Source organism: Brevibacterium sp. 'Marine', assembly GCF_012844365.1.
Classification (GTDB): Bacteria; Actinomycetota; Actinomycetes; order Actinomycetales; family Brevibacteriaceae; genus Brevibacterium.
The window spans coordinates 2480813-2499699 of the sequence record NZ_CP051626.1; the positions used below are offsets into that span (position 1 = coordinate 2480813).

Annotated in this window: 11 protein-coding genes and 3 rRNA genes; 3 read left to right on the forward strand and 11 right to left on the reverse strand. The window is 60.3% G+C overall.

The genetic code is table 11. The features are described 5' to 3' along the window. Window positions 1–132: 132 nt before the first annotated feature. Together HF684_RS11200 and HF684_RS11205 are read left to right on the forward strand one after the other, a co-directional pair. Entirely contained in the window at window positions 133–1611 is a 1479-nt protein-coding gene (locus HF684_RS11200) for an aldehyde dehydrogenase family protein (protein ID WP_169252530.1), read from the forward strand. A 46-nt stretch (window positions 1612–1657) separates the two neighbouring features. Further along, on the forward strand, window positions 1658–3220 hold the full coding sequence (locus tag HF684_RS11205) for a GMC oxidoreductase (protein ID WP_169252531.1): 1563 nt from the start codon (window positions 1658–1660) through the stop codon (window positions 3218–3220). A 123-nt stretch (window positions 3221–3343) separates the two neighbouring features. Here HF684_RS11205 and HF684_RS11210 read toward each other — a convergent pair whose 3' ends face one another. From HF684_RS11210 to HF684_RS11235, 6 genes are all read right to left on the reverse strand, one after another. Beyond that, window positions 3344–5149: a BCCT family transporter gene (locus tag HF684_RS11210; RefSeq protein ID WP_169252532.1), complete on the reverse strand. Its 1806-nt coding sequence runs from the start codon at window positions 5147–5149 to the stop codon at window positions 3344–3346. Between the two features lie 324 nt (window positions 5150–5473). Further along, complete coding sequence (locus HF684_RS11215) at window positions 5474–6082, reverse strand: hypothetical protein (RefSeq protein ID WP_169252533.1); 609 nt, start codon at window positions 6080–6082, stop codon at window positions 5474–5476. Between the two features lie 244 nt (window positions 6083–6326). After that, complete coding sequence (locus HF684_RS11220) at window positions 6327–6728, reverse strand: hypothetical protein (RefSeq protein WP_169252534.1); 402 nt, start codon at window positions 6726–6728, stop codon at window positions 6327–6329. A gap of 67 nt (window positions 6729–6795) precedes the next feature. Then, window positions 6796–6914, reverse strand: a 5S ribosomal RNA gene (gene rrf / locus HF684_RS11225). Window positions 6915–7102: 188 nt separating this feature from the next. Next, window positions 7103–10222 (reverse strand): 23S ribosomal RNA (locus tag HF684_RS11230). A gap of 417 nt (window positions 10223–10639) precedes the next feature. Continuing rightward, window positions 10640–12168: ribosomal RNA gene (locus tag HF684_RS11235) — 16S ribosomal RNA — on the reverse strand. Together the 16S, 23S and 5S rRNA genes form the textbook arrangement of a ribosomal RNA operon. Window positions 12169–12794: 626 nt before the next feature. Here HF684_RS11235 and HF684_RS11240 point away from each other — a divergent pair. Continuing rightward, window positions 12795–13637 (forward strand): formate/nitrite transporter family protein, encoded by an 843-nt coding sequence (locus HF684_RS11240; protein WP_169252535.1) that lies wholly within the window; start codon window positions 12795–12797, stop codon window positions 13635–13637. A 9-nt stretch (window positions 13638–13646) separates the two neighbouring features. Here HF684_RS11240 and HF684_RS11245 read toward each other — a convergent pair whose 3' ends face one another. The 5 genes from HF684_RS11245 to HF684_RS11265 all read right to left on the reverse strand — a co-directional run bounded on the left by HF684_RS11245 (window position 13647) and on the right by HF684_RS11265 (window position 18835). Then, window positions 13647–14048, reverse strand: a complete 402-nt coding sequence (locus tag HF684_RS11245; RefSeq protein WP_169252536.1) for a YccF domain-containing protein — start codon at window positions 14046–14048, stop codon at window positions 13647–13649. Window positions 14049–14363: 315 nt separating this feature from the next. Further along, window positions 14364–15650 (reverse strand): tyrosine--tRNA ligase, encoded by a 1287-nt coding sequence (gene tyrS, locus HF684_RS11250; RefSeq protein WP_169252537.1) that lies wholly within the window; start codon window positions 15648–15650, stop codon window positions 14364–14366. 166 nt (window positions 15651–15816) lie between these two features. After that, window positions 15817–17049 (reverse strand): HipA domain-containing protein, encoded by a 1233-nt coding sequence (locus HF684_RS11255; RefSeq protein WP_169252538.1) that lies wholly within the window; start codon window positions 17047–17049, stop codon window positions 15817–15819. Further along, the gene (locus HF684_RS11260; RefSeq protein WP_169252539.1) at window positions 17024–17395 is read right to left on the reverse strand and encodes a helix-turn-helix transcriptional regulator; all 372 of its coding nucleotides are present in this window, start codon (window positions 17393–17395) and stop codon (window positions 17024–17026) included. Before HF684_RS11260 ends, HF684_RS11255 begins: the two co-directional genes overlap by 26 nt. A 123-nt stretch (window positions 17396–17518) precedes the next feature. After that, window positions 17519–18835 (reverse strand): MFS transporter, encoded by a 1317-nt coding sequence (locus HF684_RS11265; protein ID WP_248278895.1) that lies wholly within the window; start codon window positions 18833–18835, stop codon window positions 17519–17521. Window positions 18836–18887: the final 52 nt, after the last annotated feature.

Genomic DNA, 18887 nt, shown 5'->3' on the forward strand with positions numbered 1-18887 from the left:
ACGGCCTGGAACCGCCGCTCCGAATCCTCGGAGCCGAACCAGGCTGGGATGCACCGCCGTGACTTCGGACGGCACAGACCGCTCGACTCAACAGAACTGCTACTCGTTCACCCGCTAGGAAAAGGAGAAATCGTGCCGAACACACTCTTCATCGACGGACAGTGGGTTTCAGCCGTCAACGGTGGAACCCGGAAGATCCACAATCCAGCCGACGGCAGCTTCGTCGCCGAGGTGGACGAAGCCAGCCCTGAGGACACCGAGCTGGCGATCAAGGCCGCCCGCCGTGCCTTCGACTCCGGCGTCTGGTCATCGGTTCCTGCCAGCGAACGCGGCGACCTGCTGCTGAAGTTCGCCGCCGTGCTGCGTGAGCGCAAGGACGAGTTCGCGCGTGCCGAGTCCCTCGACACCGGCAAGCGCTTCGTCGAATCGCAGATCGACATGGACGACATCGCGAACTGCTTCGACTACTTCGGCAAGCTCGCCGCAAACGATGCCGGACGCGTCGTCGATGCCGGAACCGACACCGTGGCCTCGAAGATCGTGCACGAACCCCTCGGCGTCTGCGCACTCATCACCCCATGGAACTACCCGCTGCTGCAGGCCGCGTGGAAGATCGCTCCGGCCATCGCCGCCGGCAACGCCTTCGTCCTCAAGCCGGCCGAGCTCACCCCGCACACCGCGATCCTCACCATGCAGGTGCTTGACGAGCTCGGGCTGCCGGCCGGAGTCGGCAACCTCATCCTCGGTGCGGGTGCCGATGCCGGTGCCCCGCTGTCGACTCACGAAGACATCGACATGGTCTCGTTCACCGGCGGGCTCGTCACCGGTCGCCTGCTGGCACGCAATGCCGCGGACACGATCAAGAAGATCGCCCTCGAACTCGGCGGCAAGAACCCGAACGTCGTCTTCGCCGATGCCGACTTCGAGGCGGCCCTGGACAATGCGCTCAACGCCGCGTTCGTCCATTCCGGTCAGGTGTGCTCGGCCGGTGCCCGACTCATCGTCGAAGAATCCATCGCCGAGGAATTCGTCAACCGCCTCGTCGAACGTGCCGAGCAGATCCGCCTCGGCGGCCCCTTCGATGAGAACGCCGAGACCGGTCCCCTCATCTCTGCGGCACACCGCGACAAGGTGCATGCCTATGTCGAGAAGGGTGTGGCCGAAGGTGCCCGACTGCGCTGCGGCGGCAAGTTCGGTGAAGGCGATCTGGCCGACGGCTTCTACTACCTGCCGACCGTGCTCGACCAGGTCAAGCGCGGAATGTCCGTCGTCTCCGATGAGGCCTTCGGTCCCGTCGTCACCGTCGAGACCTTCTCCACCGTCGACGAGGCCGTCGAGATCGCCAACGACACCTACTACGGTCTCGCCGGAGCCGTGTGGAGCCAGGATGCGGGCAAGACCCAGCTGGTCGCTCAGCGTCTGCGCCACGGCACCATCTGGATCAACGACTTCCACCCCTACCTGCCGCAGGCCGAATGGGGCGGGTACAAGCAGTCCGGCTTCGGTCGCGAGCTCGGACCCACGGGTCTCGCCGAGTACCAGGAAGCCAAGCACATCTACCAGAACCTCGAACCGGCAGTCACCGGTTGGTTCCCCGACCACACCAAGTGATCAGTCGCAGCCTGCAGACGCCTACCTCAACAAGGAGAGATGAACAGTGAAGACTACTCATAGCTTTGACTACGTCGTCGTCGGCGGCGGCTCCGCGGGTGCCGCGGTCGCAGCCCGGCTGAGCGAGGACCCCGAGGTCACCGTCGGACTCCTCGAAGCCGGCCCCACCGACACGGACAAGGACGTCGTCCTTCAGCTCAACCGCTGGATGGAGCTCCTCGAATCCGGCTACGACTGGGACTACCCGATCGAAGAGCAGGAGAACGGCAACTCGCATATGCGCCACGCCCGCGCCAAGGTGCTCGGCGGCTGCTCCTCCCACAACTCGTGCATCGCCTTCTGGGCTCCGCGCGAGGATCTCGACGACTGGGAAGAGAAGCACGGCGCGACCGGGTGGGGTTCGAAGGACACCTTCGGCCTGTATAAGAAGCTCGAGAACAATGAGCTGCCCGGCGACCACCACGGCCACGACGGCCCGGTCAGCCTGATGAACGTGCCCCCGGTCGACCCCTGCGGCATCGCTCTCCTCGACGCCTGCGAGCAGGCCGGCATCCCCCGCGTGCAGTTCAACGAGGGTCAGACCGTCATCAACGGTGCGAACTTCTTCCAGGTCAACCGCAAGGACGACGGCACCCGCTCGTCGTCCTCGGTGTCCTACCTCCACCCGATCCTCGACCGCGAGAACCTCACGATCCTCACCGACACTCAGGCCAAGGAGCTCGAGTTCGACGAGAACGACAACTGCACGGCCGTGCTCGTGGTCAACAACGCCTTCGGCAAGACCAACCGGATCGAGGCGAAGAAGGAAGTCATCGTCTCCTCCGGCGCCATCAACACCCCGCAGCTGCTCATGCTCTCGGGCATCGGCCCGAAGGACCACCTCGCCGAGGTCGGCATCGAGGCCCGCGTCGACTCGCCGGGAGTCGGCGAGCACCTGGGCGATCACCCGGAAGGTGTCATCTCGTGGGAGGCCAAGAAGCCCATGGTCGAGGACTCCACCCAGTGGTGGGAGATCGGCATCTTCTCCCCCACCGAGGAGGGGCTCGACCGTCCCGACCTGATGATGCACTACGGTTCGGTGCCCTTCGACATGCACACCCTGCGCCAGGGCTACAACACCTCGGAGAACTCCTTCTGCCTGACCCCGAATGTCACACATGCGAAGTCGCGCGGCACCGTGCGTCTGCGCTCGAAGGACTTCCGAGACAAGCCGAAGGTCGATCCCCGCTACTTCACCGATCCGGAGGGCCACGACATGCGCGTCATGGTCGCCGGCATCAAGAAGGCCCGTGAGATCGTCGCCCAGGACGCCATGTCCGAATGGGCCGGCGAGGAGCTGTTCCCCGGCAAGGACGTCCAGACCGACGAGCAGATCGCCGACTACATCACCCGCACCCACAACACCGTCTACCACCCGGTCGGCACGGTGCGCATGGGAGCACCTGATGACGAGATGTCGCCGCTGGATCCGCAGCTTCGGGTCAAGGGTGTGAACCGTCTGCGCGTCGTCGACGCCTCGGCGATGCCGGAGATCACCACGGTCAACCCGAACATCACCGTGATGATGATGGGTGAGAAGTGCGCAGAGATGATCAAGAACGGTCAGTGATCTGAGCCGGTCGGTTGACCATTTCATCTGACCTCAAGACATGAGAAGGGGGCGCTGCCAGTGCAGCGCCCCCTTCGTCATATCCGGCCGCGACGATCAGAGTCGCGTTCGGACCGGTCAGCCTCAGTCCGCGTCATCTCCCTTTCCCTGTCCGCGACTGCTCGAGCGGCTGCCTGTGCGACTGGCCAGTGTCCCCTCGCGCCGGCCCTTCTTCTCTCGACCGATTTCGACGTAGGGGTCCCGGAACTTCGGTGCCGGTTCGACCGCTTCGGGTTCGGTGACGACTTCCTCATCGTCGTCATATTCGTGTCCGAACTGTTCGTCATCGCCCTGTCGGCGTTCGACCTCTTCGGGCGGCAGGACCTTCTTCCAGCGGCGCATGCGCACGCGCGGCAGGATGCCGGCGTCTTCACGCAGGGCGCGCATGAGAGCGTAGATCTGGAAGTAGGCGATGATGAAGAACGGCAGCCCGACGAGGATGATCGTCGACTGCAGGGCTTCGAGTCCGCCGGTGCCGGAGAACACCAGCAGGGCCGCGGTGACGACGGCGACGGCAAGGGCCCAGAAGATCCGCTGCGGCAGCGGGTTGAAGTCTTCGTGGCCGTTGTTCATGGTGTCGACGACGAGCGCCGCGGAGTCGACCGAGGTGACGAAGAAGATGATCACGAGGACGATCGCGATCACCGATATGGGGCCGGCCAGCGGGTAGTGGTCGAGGAACGCGAACAGCGCACCTGGGATGTCTCCCTGATCGACGACTCGGTCGACCAGTCCCCCACCCTGGTTGAGCTCGATGTCGAAGGAGGCGTAGCCGAAGATGCCGAACCACAGGATCGAGAACGCCGAGGGAATGGCGAGGACGCCGATGACGAACTGGCGGATGGTGCGTCCGCGGGAGATGCGGGCGATGAAGATGCCGACGAACGGCGACCAGGTGATCGTCCACGCCCAGTAGAAGACCGTCCAGGTGTTCTGCCATCCGGTGTTCGCGAACGTGTCGTTCCACAGTGCGAGTTCGGGCAGCTGGTGGATGTAGGTGCCGAGGGATTCGAAGACGCCTTTGGCCATGAACAGGGTCGGTCCGAAGGCGATGATGAAGACGAGCAGCAGCACCGCCACGACGATGTTGAGGTTCGACAGGATCTTGATGCCTTTGTCGAGGCCGAGCGACACCGAGATCGTGGCCAGCCCGCAGACGACGCCGATGATGATCAGCTGCCACAGGGCGTTCTCGGGGATGCCGATGACCTGGGCCAGCCCGCCGTTGATCTGCAGTGTGCCCAGGCCGATCGAGACGGCGATGCCGAAGACGGTGCCGATGATGGCGACGACGTCGATCGTCTTGCCGATGGGTCCGTGGATGCGCTCACCGAGGATGGGCTGGAAGATCGAGCTCACGCGCGGCGGCAGGTTCCGCTTGTGGATGAAGTAGGCGAAGCACAGTGCGGGCAGAGTGAAGATCGCCCAGGTGTGCAGGGTGAAGTGGTAGTACGTGAAGTTCATGGCGTCGACGGCTGCGGCCGGCGTGCCGGGTTCGATTCCGAGGGAGGCACGGGGCGGGTCGCCGAAGTGGCTGACGGGTTCGGCCACGCCCCAGAACATGAGGATCGAACCGATTCCGGCGGCGAAGAGCATGGCGAACCAGGCACCGTTGGAGTGCTCCGGTGGTTCGTCGTCGGGGCCGAGCTTCGCTCGTCCGTATCGGGATGCGGCGATGTAGATGAGAAAGACGACGAAGACGGTGACGCCGAGGATGTAGAACCAGCCGAGGTTCGTCAGCAGCCAGTCGGAGGCGACCGAGACGCCGGCGTCGATCTGATCGGTGAAGAAGATCGTCCCGAGGACGAAGATGATGATCACGGCCGCTGAGGAGAAGAAGATGGCCGGGTTGGTGCGAAGTCTCAATGCATCGTGCAGTTTGTCGAGCATGGCGTACCTTCCGTAGAGTTGTTGCCGCCCACACTACAGAAGCGTCGCACCGTATCAACAAAATCGGTTGTCACAAATCCGTGTCGTTGCGTTCGGGCGCATTCCCTCGCCGAGGCGGCCCACCCTGTACACTCCCCCATGGCCTGGTGCGCCCCGCAGTCCGAGAACGACGAGACGGTGCTCGAACCGTATGGGGTTCGGGCACCGTCTGCTCTGTCTCCGGTTGTTCGTGTGCCGGAGATGACTGGCCTGCCTCAGATGGCATATTTGCCTCAGATGGCTTGTCAGACTCAAGATGGCTTGTCTGCTCTGCAGGCAGGTGTGTCAGTGTTTCGGCGTGTCGGTATCTCCATGGCCCTCGGGAGGGTCCAGTCGTCGGTCGTTCCCAACGTAGGGGTCTCGCGCGCTATGACGGTCGGCGCGAGGTCCGTGCTCGTCGGCCACCGAGTCTTCGGCCCGTGGGTGAACACCATGTTCCGGCGGATAGCCGTCGGCACGGACGTCGTGCTGTTGGACAGGGTCATCCGACCGGCGGGAGTCGGCTGTGGCCTCTGGTGCATCCGGATCCAGCTCGTCGGCACGTTGCAGTCGGCGTTCATGCTCGAGACGCTCTGCTCTCACAGCTTCTTCCCGCTTAGCCGCTTCCGAGTCGAGCTGTTCGGCTTGTGCAGCCTGACGATCAGCCTCAGCCGCCCGTGCGTCGGCGTCAGCCTTCGCGCGTTTGGCCTCAGCTCTCTGCTTCTCGACCTCGGCCTCTCGGGCACGAACATCGTGTTCGGACTCGGCAGCCTCCTGCCGAATCTGCGCGGCCTGTTCCCGCTGGTGTTCGCGCTTCTTCACTGCCGCCTTGCGGCTGACTGCGATGATGATCCCGACGATGATCAGAACCACGACGATCGCGACGACAATCCAGATCATGGTTGTTGCGTTCATGCGGTGTCTCCCTTGCTGTCTATTCGGATGTCGCTATTCACTTGCATCCGGCCCAGCGGACAGCTTCATCGTGACACGACACACGCCCGTCGACAAGCACCTGCAACTCGGGAGAAGAACACTTCGCACGTTCTGGAGCGGAACACGTTCAACATTCCGGCACTGCCCGTTCAGCAGTACGCGGAAGTTCAGCAGTACACGGACACTGGTTCAGTGGGTCCAGCGTGGACTCGACGCCCGGCCCTCAGATCGGGTTTCCGCGCTCCATCAGTTCCATGACAATCCATTTGGCGAGGGTTTCCGGGTCAATCGTGAGCATGTGCGGCAGGCGCAGCGTCCGTCGCCGGTCGGGAGTATCCGGTGTCCTGATGCTCACGTCGATGTAGGCGCTGACATTCACCTTGGCGATGTGGACTTCGAGAATCCGACTCCATGGCACGCCTCCATCGGGAAAGCCGTCGACAGCAGCCCACAGCCCGAAGTCATTGACGATCACTTGAGGTGCGGGACGGCCGGACCGAGGCGATCGGAGGAAAGCAGCTGGATTGCGCAGAAACTGCTTCGTGCGACTGAAGCCGATCGCGACCTCGCCGGTGCGAGCAAGTTCGGCCTTGAGCGCGTCAATTGTCATCGTCATCGTGTCCATCCGTGAATACAGTGATGGCCCCGCCCAACCCACGAAGGATCGAACGAGGCCATCACCCCAAAAATTATTGCGGCAGTCACTTACTCTCCCACAACCACCAAGTTGCAGTACCATCAGCGCGAATGGGCTTAGCTACCGGGATCGGAACGGTTAACCGGGCGTTTCCCCACCACTATCACCACCGCAAAACCACACAGACCACCACCACAACCCACAAGGATTGTCAGCGGTAGTGGTCCAAGAACCGCACAGCGAACGCGAACACCAAAAACAATGTCATGCGCACCCCACAAGGGCGCATTCTCTCATCACAACCAGAAAAGATTACTCACAGAAACACTCTCTCGCACACACCAACCCCACAAAAGGGAAAAGTTGATGAGTGATCGGTGTATTAGTACCAGTCAACTCCACACCTCACAGTGCTTCCATACCCGGCCTATCAACCCCATCATCTATAGGACACCTCCCCTGACAAAAGTCAGTTGGAAATCTCATCTCGGAGCCGGCTTCCCGCTTAGATGCTTTCAGCGGTTATCCATCCCGAACGTAGCCAACCAGCCATGCTCCTGGCGGAACAACTGGCACACCAGAGGTTCGTCCGTCCCGGTCCTCTCGTACTAAGGACAGACCTCCACAAATTTCCTACGCACGCAGCGGATAGGGACCGAACTGTCTCACGACGTTCTAAACCCAGCTCGCGTACCGCTTTAATGGGCGAACAGCCCAACCCTTGGGACCGACTCCAGCCCCAGGATGCGACGAGCCGACATCGAGGTGCCAAACCATGCCGTCGATATGGACTCTTGGGCAAGATCAGCCTGTTATCCCCGAGGTACCTTTTATCCGTTGAGCGACCACGCTTCCACAAGCCATGGCCGGGTCACTAGTCCCAGCTTTCGCTCCTGCTCGACACGTCCGTCTCACAGTCAAGCTCCCTTGTGCACTTACACTCGACACCTGATTGCCAACCAGGCTGAGGGAACCTTTGGGCGCCTCCGTTACTCTTTAGGAGGCAACCGCCCCAGTTAAACTACCCATCAGGCACTGTCCCTGAACCCGATCAGGGTCCGAAGTTAAGGAATCCACTATGGTCAGAGTGGTATTTCACCGATCGACTCCACCCCAACTAGCGTCGAGGCTTCCCAGTCTTCCACCTATCCTACACAAACCACACCGAATCCCAATACCAAACTATAGTGAAGGTCTCGGGGTCTTTCCGTCCTGCTGCGCGTAACGAGCATCTTTACTCGTAATGCAATTTCGCCGAGTTCGTGGTTGAGACAGCAGAGAAGTCGTTACGCCATTCGTGCAGGTCGGAACTTACCCGACAAGGAATTTCGCTACCTTAGGATGGTTATAGTTACCACCGCCGTTTACTGGGGCTTAAATTCTCCGCTTCACCCCAAAGGGTTAACAGGTCCTCTTAACCTTCCAGCACCGGGCAGGCGTCAGTCCGTATACATCGACTTACATCTTCGCACGGACCTGTGTTTTTAATAAACAGTCGCTTCTCTCTGGCCTCTGCGACCACCACCAGCACATCCCCAAGCAAGTTGGGTTCACCGGGATGGTCCCCCTTCTCCCGAAGTTACGGGGGCATTTTGCCGAGTTCCTTAACCACGATTCTCTCGATCACCTTAGTATTCTCTACTCGACCACCTGTGTCGGTTATAGGGTACGGGCAACACACACCCTCACGTCGATGCTTTTCTCGGCAGCAGAGGATCACCAGATCACCCCACCAATTGTGGGGCGCCCATCAGCTCTCACACACTTGTGGGGACGGATTTACCTACCCCCACGTGCTACAACCTTAGACCGTGACTACCATCGCACGGCCTGGCTACCTTTCTGCGTCACACCTCACGCTTACCGACTCCACACTCAGGTCCCCCATTTCTCACCCAGACCAACATCCGAAGATGTCAGGGGTGAGCGACGGGGTTAGTATCGTGTGTTTTGGTACTGTCGGTTGTGTGTCGGTACCAGAATATCAACTGGTTGTCCATCGACTACGCCTGTCGGCCTCGCCTTAGGTCCCGACTTACCCAGGGCGGATTAGCCTAGCCCTGGAACCCTTGGTCATCCGGTGGACGGGTTTCTCACCCGTCTTTCGCTACTCATGCCTGCATTCTCACTCGAATCGCCTCCACCACTCGTTCACACGGCAGCTTCTCCGGCAACTCGACGCTCCCCTACCCAACACCACACCATTACGGCTAACCGTGGTGCTGCCACAACTTCGGCGGTGTACTTAGCCCCGCTACATTATCGGCGCTCAATCACTTGACCAGTGAGCTATTACGCACTCTTTCAAGGATGGCTGCTTCTAAGCCAACCTCCTGGTTGTCTTCGCAACTGAACATCCTTTCCCACTGAGCACACGCTTAGGGGCCTTAGTTGATGGTCTGGGCTGTTTCCCTCTCGACAATGAAGCTTATCCCCCACTGTCTCACTGCCACGCTGAACCTTGACTGGCATTCGGAGTTTAGTTGACGTCAGTAACCCGGTAGGGCCCATCAGCCATCCAGTAGCTCTACCTCCAGCAAGAACCACGCAACGCTGCACCTAAATGCATTTCGGGGAGAACCAGCTATCACAGAGTTTGATTGGCCTTTCACCCCTAACCACAGGTCATCCCCTCCATTTTCAACTGAAGTGGGTGCGGGCCTCCACGCGCTCTTACACACGCTTCACCCTGCCCATGGCTAGATCACTCCGCTTCGGGTCTAGGACACGCGACTCAATTCGCCCTATTCGGACTCGCTTTCGCTACGGCTACCCCACACGGGTTAACCTCGCCACGCACCGCTAACTCGCAGGCTCATTCTTCAAAAGGCACGCCATCACAGTCATCAAGATACTGCTCTGACGGATTGTAAGCACATGGTTTCAGGTACTCTTTCACTCCCCTCCCGGGGTACTTTTCACCATTCCCTCACGGTACTCATTCCGCTATCGGTCATCAGGAAGTATTTAGCCTTACCAGGTGGTCCTGGCAGATTCACACGAAATTCCACGAGTTCCGTGCTACTCGGGCAACGCACACACCACGACAGGTCAATGTTTCGTCTACGGGACTCTCACCCACTCCGGTCCTGTTTCCCACCAGGTTCGACTACACCAACACCAATCGCGGACCAGTCATGCTGAACCGGACCATGCACACCCCACAACACCCTGACAGCAACACCAGCACGCTTGACACTGACAAGGTTTAGGCTCATCCAGTTTCGCTCGCCACTACTCCCGGAATCATTGTTATTTTCTCTTCCTGCGGGTACTGAGATGTTTCACTTCCCCGCGTTCCCTCCACATGCCCTATATATTCAGACACGGGTCACCACCCTCACGAGTGGCGGGGTTTCCCCATTCGGAGACCCTCGGATCAACGCCTGTTTATCGGCTCCCCGAGGCTTATCGCAGATTTCCACGTCCTTCATCGGCTCCTGATGCCAAGGCATCCACCATGCGCTCTTACACACTCACCCAACCCCCTTTCAGGAATTGGCTTCGTGTGCGCGAAAAATTGTTTCATTCACCTCAACTAGATGATGACAAGAAAAATCACATTACATCAACAACACTTGTGTTGTTTGATGCTCGCGTCCACTATACGATTCTCAAACCACTACCAAACACCGGCCACCACACAACACCATTTCGCTGCTGTTTGGCCGTCGGGTTGGTCCTGTTGGTTGAAACCACACCCAACCCATGGTTGGGGTTTGTGATTCCAGGACCCAATAACGTGTCAGTTCTAGCCCACCCGATCACCACCGTCGTCATGGCACACAGGCCACACCACGCTGGAAGGTATGAGCGAAAGAAGTGATGTTCCACCCTTGAGCTCCCAACCAGAAACACGGACGGTTTCTGTTGTTGGGGTTCTGATGTGTGCTCCTTAGAAAGGAGGTGATCCAGCCGCACCTTCCGGTACGGCTACCTTGTTACGACTTAGTCCCAATCACCAGTCCCACCTTAGACGGCCCCCTCCCACAAGGGGTTGGGACACCGGCTTCGGGTGTTACCGACTTTCGTGACTTGACGGGCGGTGTGTACAAGGCCCGGGAACGTATTCACCGCAGCGTTGCTGATCTGCGATTACTAGCGACTCCGACTTCACGTAGTCGAATTGCAGACTACGATCCGAACTGAGACTGGCTTTAAGGGATTCGCTCACCCTCACGGGTTCGCCTCTCTCTGTACCAGCCATTGTAGCATGCGTGAAGCCCAAGACATAAAGGGCATGATGATTTGACGTCATCCCCACCTTCCTCCGAGTTGACCCCGGCAGTCTCCTATGAGTTCCCACCATCACGTGCTGGCAACATAGAACGAGGGTTGCGCTCGTTGCGGGACTTAACCCAACATCTCACGACACGAGCTGACGACAACCATGCACCACCTGTACACCAGCTCCAAAGAGAAGAACTGTTTCCAGAACGGTCCAGTGTATGTCAAGCCTTGGTAAGGTTCTTCGCGTTGCATCGAATTAATCCGCATGCTCCGCCGCTTGTGCGGGCCCCCGTCAATTCCTTTGAGTTTTAGCCTTGCGACCGTACTCCCCAGGCGGGGCACTTAATGCGTTAGCTACGGCGCGGAGAACGTGGAATGTCCCCCACACCTAGTGCCCAACGTTTACGGCATGGACTACCAGGGTATCTAATCCTGTTCGCTCCCCATGCTTTCGCTCCTCAGTGTCAGTTACAGCCCAGAGTCCCGCCTTCGCCACCGGTGTTCCTCCTGATATCTGCGCATTTCACCGCTACACCAGGAATTCCAGACTCCCCTACTGCACTCTAGTCAGCCCGTACCCACTGCACGCGCAACGTTAAGCGTTGCGTTTCCACAGCAGACGTGACCAACCACCTACGAGCTCTTTACGCCCAATAATTCCGGACAACGCTCGTACCCTACGTATTACCGCGGCTGCTGGCACGTAGTTAGCCGGTACTTCTTCTGCAGGTACCGTCACCTTACGGCTTCTTCCCTGCTGAAAGCGGTTTACAACCCGAAGGCCGTCATCCCGCACGCTGCGTCGCTGCATCAGGGTTTCCCCCATTGTGCAATATTCCCCACTGCTGCCTCCCGTAGGAGTCTGGGCCGTGTCTCAGTCCCAGTGTGGCCGGTCGCCCTCTCAGGCCGGCTACCCGTCGTCGCCTTGGTAGGCCATTACCCCACCAACAAGCTGATAGGCCGCGAGCCCATCCCCGATCGAAAAACTTTCCACCAACCCTCATGCGAGGGATGGTCGTATCCGGTATTAGACCCAGTTTCCCAGGCTTATCCCGAAATCAGGGGCAGGTTACTCACGTGTTACTCACCCGTTCGCCACTCATCCACCAGAAGCAAGCTTCTGGCTTCAGCGTTCGACTTGCATGTGTTAAGCACGCAGCCAGCGTTCGTCCTGAGCCAGGATCAAACTCTCCATAAAAAACTTATGTCACGAATGAATCCCAGCAAGACAGCCAACCCCTCACGGGGTGAGAAGGTTGACCCATAAAATTACTGACCAAACACACCATCCACCCCACACAGCAGATGGTTCGGCGAAGAACCACCCACCAGGAGTGAACCAATGTTTGGCCAGGTGATTGTCTTACCAGAAAATAAATTGTTCTGGCATCACAACTTGTTCAAACAAACACGCTATTGGATTCTCAAACCACAAACACACACCCATCACCACACCACAAAGACAGTGTGTTCACTGGGGGTATCAGTTTCATTTTCCTGTCACCCACCCGATCGCCTGAACACTTGGATCAAACTGTGTTTGTCCTGGTCAGACCCGGTAGAAACGGTGTTCCGTGAACCTCGTTTCCGGCGGGGCAACGAGATATAACTCTAGACCACCCCAGAGGCGACGTGCAACTCGAGAACGGAAATCTTGCTGTGACACCCGTCACCGGGTGTATACACCCGGTTTCACACCTACTTCCACAGGCACAGCAGCACGGCTCCCGAGCCCCGCCAGGTTCTCGCCGACGGCAGTCCCTGGCCCTCGCCGTGCAGGTGATTCCCAGCGTTTCGGGTCGTCCCAGCCCCTACACTGACGGGATGACTCAGAAAGAGCAGCGAGAACGACTTGGCCGAAACGACCTCGATCTTGAAGACGCCCTCATCGACGAGGCGGCAAATACAGTCACGGAGGGTGCCAAGCGGCTCAACCGGAAGTGGCCGGAACTCATAGTCACCGGGCTCTTCGGCGGCATCGATGTCGGTCTCGGCATATTGGCCATGGTGCTCGTCAAGCAAGCAACCGGGTCGGAGATTCTGGCAGGGATGGCGTTCGGCATCGGCCTATTGGCTTTGAAGCTCGCGCATTCGGAGCTATTCACCGAAGAGTTCCTCCTCCCGATCAACGCCGTCATCGCCGGCCAGGCGAATTGGGTACAGGTATTTCGCCTCTGGTTGACCACCCTCGTGACAAACCTGATTGGCGGCGCGGTCTTCGCCTGGCTGATCGTCATCGCCCTCCCGGACTATCACAAGACGATCGCGGATATGGCGCTCGGCTATATCAACCAGTCTTCGCTCATCGTCATGCTCGCTCTCTCACTTCTCGCCGGCGCGACGATCACTTTGTCGACCCGTATGCAGCAGGGAACGTCGAATGATGTCGTCAAGGCGATCGTCTGTATGATCACCGGCCTGTTGGTGATCGGAGTCAGCATGTTGCACGGAGCCATCAATGCGATCGTCATCTTCGCCGCCATGATGGCGGGCGCGGATATTTCGATTTTCGACTTCCTGCAGTGGTTCGCAATCGTGATCCCGCTCAACATGCTCGGAGGTCTGCTGATCATCACCCTGCCCCGGATTGTGCGCACTCGTCGCGTGCTGTGGGCAGTCCGCAAAGGCAGCATCTCTCTCGAGGAACTCGAGGAGCAGAGTTCTTAAGCCCCTGTCTTACACGCCCCGGTAGCCGGGCATGAGCCGATCACTGTCGACGATCTGCTTGCCCAAGGGCATGAGCGAGACGGGAATGAGTTTGATGTTCGCCCAGCCGAGGGGGATGCCGATGATCGAGATGAACAGAGGAATCGAGGTGATGACGTGGCCGATGGCCAGCCAAACTCCGGCGACGATGAGCCAGATGATGTTGCCCAGGGTCGTCGCCACTCCCGCCGGGCGGGTCTCGATGACTTCGCGTCCGAAGGGCCACAGTGCATAGTTGCCGATGCGGAAGGACGCGATGCCCCAGGGGATGGTGACGATGAAGATGCAGGCGATGATGCCGGCGGCCCAGTACCCGAGTGCCAGCCAGAGGCCGGAGAAGATGAACCAGATGATGTTGAGCAGGGTGCGCATGATCTCCTCGTGCGTTCGTCAGTCGGTATTCGTGCGGTTGTCCGTCATCTGCCAGTCTGCTCGATGACCGCATGCTTTTCCATGGTGATGGCCCCACATCGCCGGTCCGGTTGACCGCAGGCTGCCAGGGCGCACGCTGACTGACTGCATTCCCCTAGCCGCAATGCCGCAGCCGACGTTGCCTCTACAACCCGCTAATTTGTATTCGCCGATGACAAGGTTTCCCGTTGTCGGACGGATCCAATCGTCGTGAATATGACAATGCCGCGCCCTCCGACAGAGGAGGACGCGGCATTGTCAGGGTCTGCGGTTTGCTCAGCCGACGATATCGACGGCGCCGAGGGTCTTCTTGCCGCGGCGCAGGAGAACGACTCCCCCGGCTTCCGTGGAGAGCACATCGGCCGAGGTCAGGGTCTGCTCCTGGTCGGCGACCTTGACGTTGTTGATGTAGGCGCCGCCGTCCTTGATGGCACGGCGGGCCTCGCCCTTGGACTTGACGATGCCGGCGGTGACGAAGGCATCGGCGATCGGCAGCCCTTCGGCCAACTGAGTCGCGGACACCTCACCGCGGGGCAGCTCGGAGGTTGCGGCACCCAGCGTCGAGGCGTCGAGGCCGGCGAGCTCTCCCCCACCGAAGAGGGCGGAGGCGGCAGCGATGGCCTGCTCGTAGGCTTGGCGTCCGTGGACAAGGGTGGTGACATCCTCGGCGAGGGCCTTCTGCGCCACACGGGTGTGCGGGGCGGCGGTGAACTCGGCTTCGATGGCTTCGATCTCGTCGAGCGGACGCAGCGAGAACACCTTGAGGTACTTCACCACGTCGCGGTCGTCGGCGTTGAGCCAGAACTGGCTGAACGCGTACGGACTGGTCAGCGACGAATCGAGCCACACGGTGCCGGATTCGGTCTTGCCGAACTTCGTGCCGTCGGCCTTCGTGATCAGCGGGGTGGCCAGGGCGTGGACGGACTTCTGCTCGACGCGGCGGATGAGGTCGACGCCCGAGGTGAGGTTGCCCCACTGATCGGAGCCGCCGGTCTGCAGAGAGCAGCCGTAGCGGCGGTTGAGCTCGAGGTAGTCGTTGCCCTGGAGGATCTGGTACGAGAACTCGGTGAAGGAGATGCCGGCTTCGCTGTTGAGGCGGGCGGAGACGGATTCCTTCGCGAGCATCCGGTTGACCGGGAAGTGCTTGCCGATGTCGCGGAGGAAGTCGATGGCCGACAGCTTCGAAGTCCAGTCGAGGTTGTTGACGATCTGGGCGGCGTTGGGTCCGTCGAAGTCGAGGAACTTCTCGACCTGGGTGCGGATCTTCGCGACCCATTCCTCGACGACTTCACGCGGGTTGAGCGTCCGCTCCCCCGACATGCGGGGGTCGCCGATGAGGCCGGTGGCGCCGCCGACGAGGGCGAGCGGGTTGTGTCCGGCCCGCTGGAGGCGAGCGGCGGTGAGCAGCTGGACGAGGTTGCCCATGTGCAGGCTCGGGGCCGTCGGATCGAAACCGACATAATAGGTCAGCGACTCCTCGGCCAGGGCTTTCTGCAGGGCGGTCTCGTCGGTGGAAACTGCGACGAGCCCGCGGGCCTTGAGTTCACTGAAGATGTCGGTCACTTCGGTCCTTTCGAATCTGTGGTCTGTGCCGGCGCGGAACCGACGGGGTCAATTCTACGTGTTCGCCGAGGCGGCTGTTCCCGCGTCCTCCTTGAATCACCAAGCGGCCCTTCAGCCCGGACCCCACTCGTCGGGCTGATCTGCGAAGAGATCTTCGCGATGTTCGTCATCCTCTGGGAAGGTGGCGGGTTGTGCTGCGTACCACTGACTCCAATCGGTGCAGCATCTCCGCCGACATGCCAGCACCTTCGAAGACTGCGGAGGAACGGTCCCTGATTCCTCGCCCGATCTCCTCGGCGATGCCGACAACCGTGTCCTCGTCGAGGTCAGTTCTGTTCGCGAGCTTCCGCCAGTGGGCGAACTGCACTTCAGAGCTGCGCAACGCGCCGCCGACCTTCATCGCCAGTCGATCGTCGGTCAAGGTCGGCCATACGAGTGTCGGCGCCGCGTCGTAAAGCGGAGTCAGACGAATCTCATCGTCGAGGAACACCGAATAGTTCTTGGCATGCGCATCGGCGTTGCCGAGGTAGACGTTGAATGCCAACAACCGGATGAAACGATACTTCTCGGATTCTGCCGCATGCCGTCCGAGCACCTCGATGATCTGTTCCGGTGACATTCCGTATTTCTGATCGGGTGAGCGCCCGACGGCTTGGGCGAAGTCCTCTGTGTGAATGCGACGAGCGACCGATTGCGCCGTATCTCTGTCGAAACGTTCGACGATGAATGTCGACTGCCCACGAATTTTCACTGCGTTGGCGACCGGAGCATCCAGGCCGAGTTCAATAGCCAGAGTGAGCGCACCAGCTTCTGCCTCGGGCACCTGTTCAAGTCGCTGCATCGCCGGTTTGAGAATGTGGGTAGACGGCACGGCGGCAGAAGGCCAGAACCAATCGTCGCCGATACGAGCCAGTGTGAATTTTCCCTGCGCTCCGGCCAGGGACAGACGTGTCGACCCAACTTGTTCCGCGGCAAGCCAGGCGTCAGGGTCGTGAATGATCGATGCGATGCGATCGGCGATCTGGTCGTCAGTTGCGATGACGGCGCCTGCGGATCCTGAGTCAGGCGCTTGACCTTCAGGGTTGAGGACAAGAGCACCCGCAAGATCCTCGCCCATATGAGCCAGCAACTCGAATGGCTCTTCGGTCGTTCCCAGTTGTCGGGCCCAGCGGCCGCGAACCCGAACATTGTCTGGAAGAAGGTTGTCGAGAAACCGCTCGGCAGCGTTCCTGGTCGCTCCGCCGTCGAGCGGCAGGGACAGCGAAATCGGCGGACCCTCGTAGTCTCGATCGTAGGCGAAGCTGACGGGCCCCGAAGCACCGCGCCGGAATTGCCCCAGATGGCGACCATCCTTGAACACTTCCAGCGCAGTCTCAGCGATGGCTGGCTCCCAGTGCACGCGTCAACTCAGAGACGTTGGAATCATCGTGCTCTTGATGGTGTAAGTGCTGTCCCCCGGAATCTTCGCTGAATCTCCGGTATTCATCCTTAAGCGTGCCGTCGTCATGGAACGCCCACAGCGGAATAGCAGGCACTGCTCGAGGCGACAGGCCGAGGGTCTTCAGTACGGTCATCACCAAACCGATCTCGGCCCGGGGGTGACCGCCTTCCAGATCGACGATGAAACGTCGACCGACACCGGCGCGCTGGGACAACTCTGCTTGAGTCCACCCCAGTTCCGTCCGCGCCCGATGAACGACTGTCGCGAGTCGTTCCGGGGTGTCGATGAACGGACGAGTCTCCATACCCCGATTTTAGTCGCCGTGTTCCCGTATGGGAACACTGCTGCCGCATCTGGCACCCGGGCCGAGAACCTCCGCCCACCTGCCCACTCACGCACTCGTGCCCCACATCCTCACTGCCCTGACTCAGCTGTTTGCAGTCCGTCCGAGCACCGGCTCGACGTCGGATTCTCCGACCGGCGGCTCGGGGTTCCGGTCACTTTCCGGAAAGGGACGGCTGACCAGAACGGCTGCTGCTCCGACTACGGCGAAGAGTGCCCAGACCCCACCGATGAGGTAGGGCCCGGCTCCCGGAACCATGATGAGGGCCGAGGCGATCATCGGTGACAGTCCCGCTCCGAGCGCTGCGGCGAGCTGATAGCCGACGGATGCGCCGGTGTATCGTACGGCAGGCGGGAAGAGTTCGGAGACATAGGCCGCAATCGGCCCGTAGCACAAGCCCTGCACAATCCCGTTGCCGAGAATGATTGCGGCAGCGTACTGGTGGAGCTCACCGCTGACGATGAGCATCACGATCGGCACGGCGAGGACCGCAGCCACGATGTGGGCGCCGATGAGAGATCGCTTTCGTCCGATCCTGTCGCTCAGTCGTGCGACCACGAACGTCACGATCAGAGTGGTCAGCGCTCCGACTGCCTTCCAGTTGAGTACGTCGGATTTGTCTTCTCCTGCGGCGACCGCGACCGATACGCCCCACACGGTCGTCAGACCCTGGGTGACATAGATGGTCATCGTCGCGAAGAGAGCGATGAGGACCTGCCGCTTGTAGTCCTTGAACACTGTCAGCAGCGGGACCTTTCTCTCTTCGCTCTCGTGTTCGAGCTGCTGGAAGGCAGGCGTTTCGCTGACCTTGAGACGGATGACGAGACCGACGACGATGAGCACGGCCGAGAGCAGGAACGGCAGACGCCAGCCCCATGTCACGAAGTTCTCACCGGTCAGTGTCGCTGTCAGCGACAGCACGAGCGTCGCCAGGATCGCACCCGCCGGACCACCGGCATTGGCGAACGCCGCGGCCAGACCGCGCCGTTTCTTCGGCGCATGCTCGAGTGCCATCAGTGCCGCGCCGCCCCACTCGCCGCCGACGGCGATTCCCTGGATGATGCGCAGTGTGAACAGCGATACCGGAGCGATCATTCCGATCGATGCGGTCGGCGGCATGAGTCCGATGACCACGGTGACCGCCCCCATCATCACCATGGAGACGATCAGGGCCTTCTTCCGACCCACCCGGTCGCCGAAGTGGCCGAAGATCACTCCGCCGAGCGGGCGTGCCAAGTAGCCGGCCGCGAGAGTGCTGAACGAGGCGAAGAGTGAGAGTCCGGGACCGAGACCGGCAAAGAACAGCTGAGCGAAGACGATCGAGGAGGCGGTGGCGTAGAGGATGAAGTCGTAGAACTCGATGGCCGAGCCGACGAAGCTCGAGGTGAGGATTCGTCTCATCTCGGGCGTCCTCAACGAGGTCTGGAGGCCGTCTCTGTCAACAACATCTTTG

Coding starts and splice junctions, on each gene's coding strand:
- HF684_RS11210 (WP_169252532.1), bottom strand. CDS start 5,149: ATGCTCGACAAACTGCACGATGCATTGAGACTTCGCACCAACCCGGCC.
- HF684_RS11215 (WP_169252533.1), bottom strand. CDS start 6,082: ATGAACGCAACAACCATGATCTGGATTGTCGTCGCGATCGTCGTGGTT.
- HF684_RS11220 (WP_169252534.1), bottom strand. CDS start 6,728: ATGGACACGATGACGATGACAATTGACGCGCTCAAGGCCGAACTTGCT.
- HF684_RS11240 (WP_169252535.1), top strand. CDS start 12,795: ATGACTCAGAAAGAGCAGCGAGAACGACTTGGCCGAAACGACCTCGAT.
- HF684_RS11245 (WP_169252536.1), bottom strand. CDS start 14,048: ATGCGCACCCTGCTCAACATCATCTGGTTCATCTTCTCCGGCCTCTGG.
- HF684_RS11260 (WP_169252539.1), bottom strand. CDS start 17,395: ATGGAGACTCGTCCGTTCATCGACACCCCGGAACGACTCGCGACAGTC.
- HF684_RS11265 (WP_248278895.1), bottom strand. CDS start 18,835: ATGAGACGAATCCTCACCTCGAGCTTCGTCGGCTCGGCCATCGAGTTC.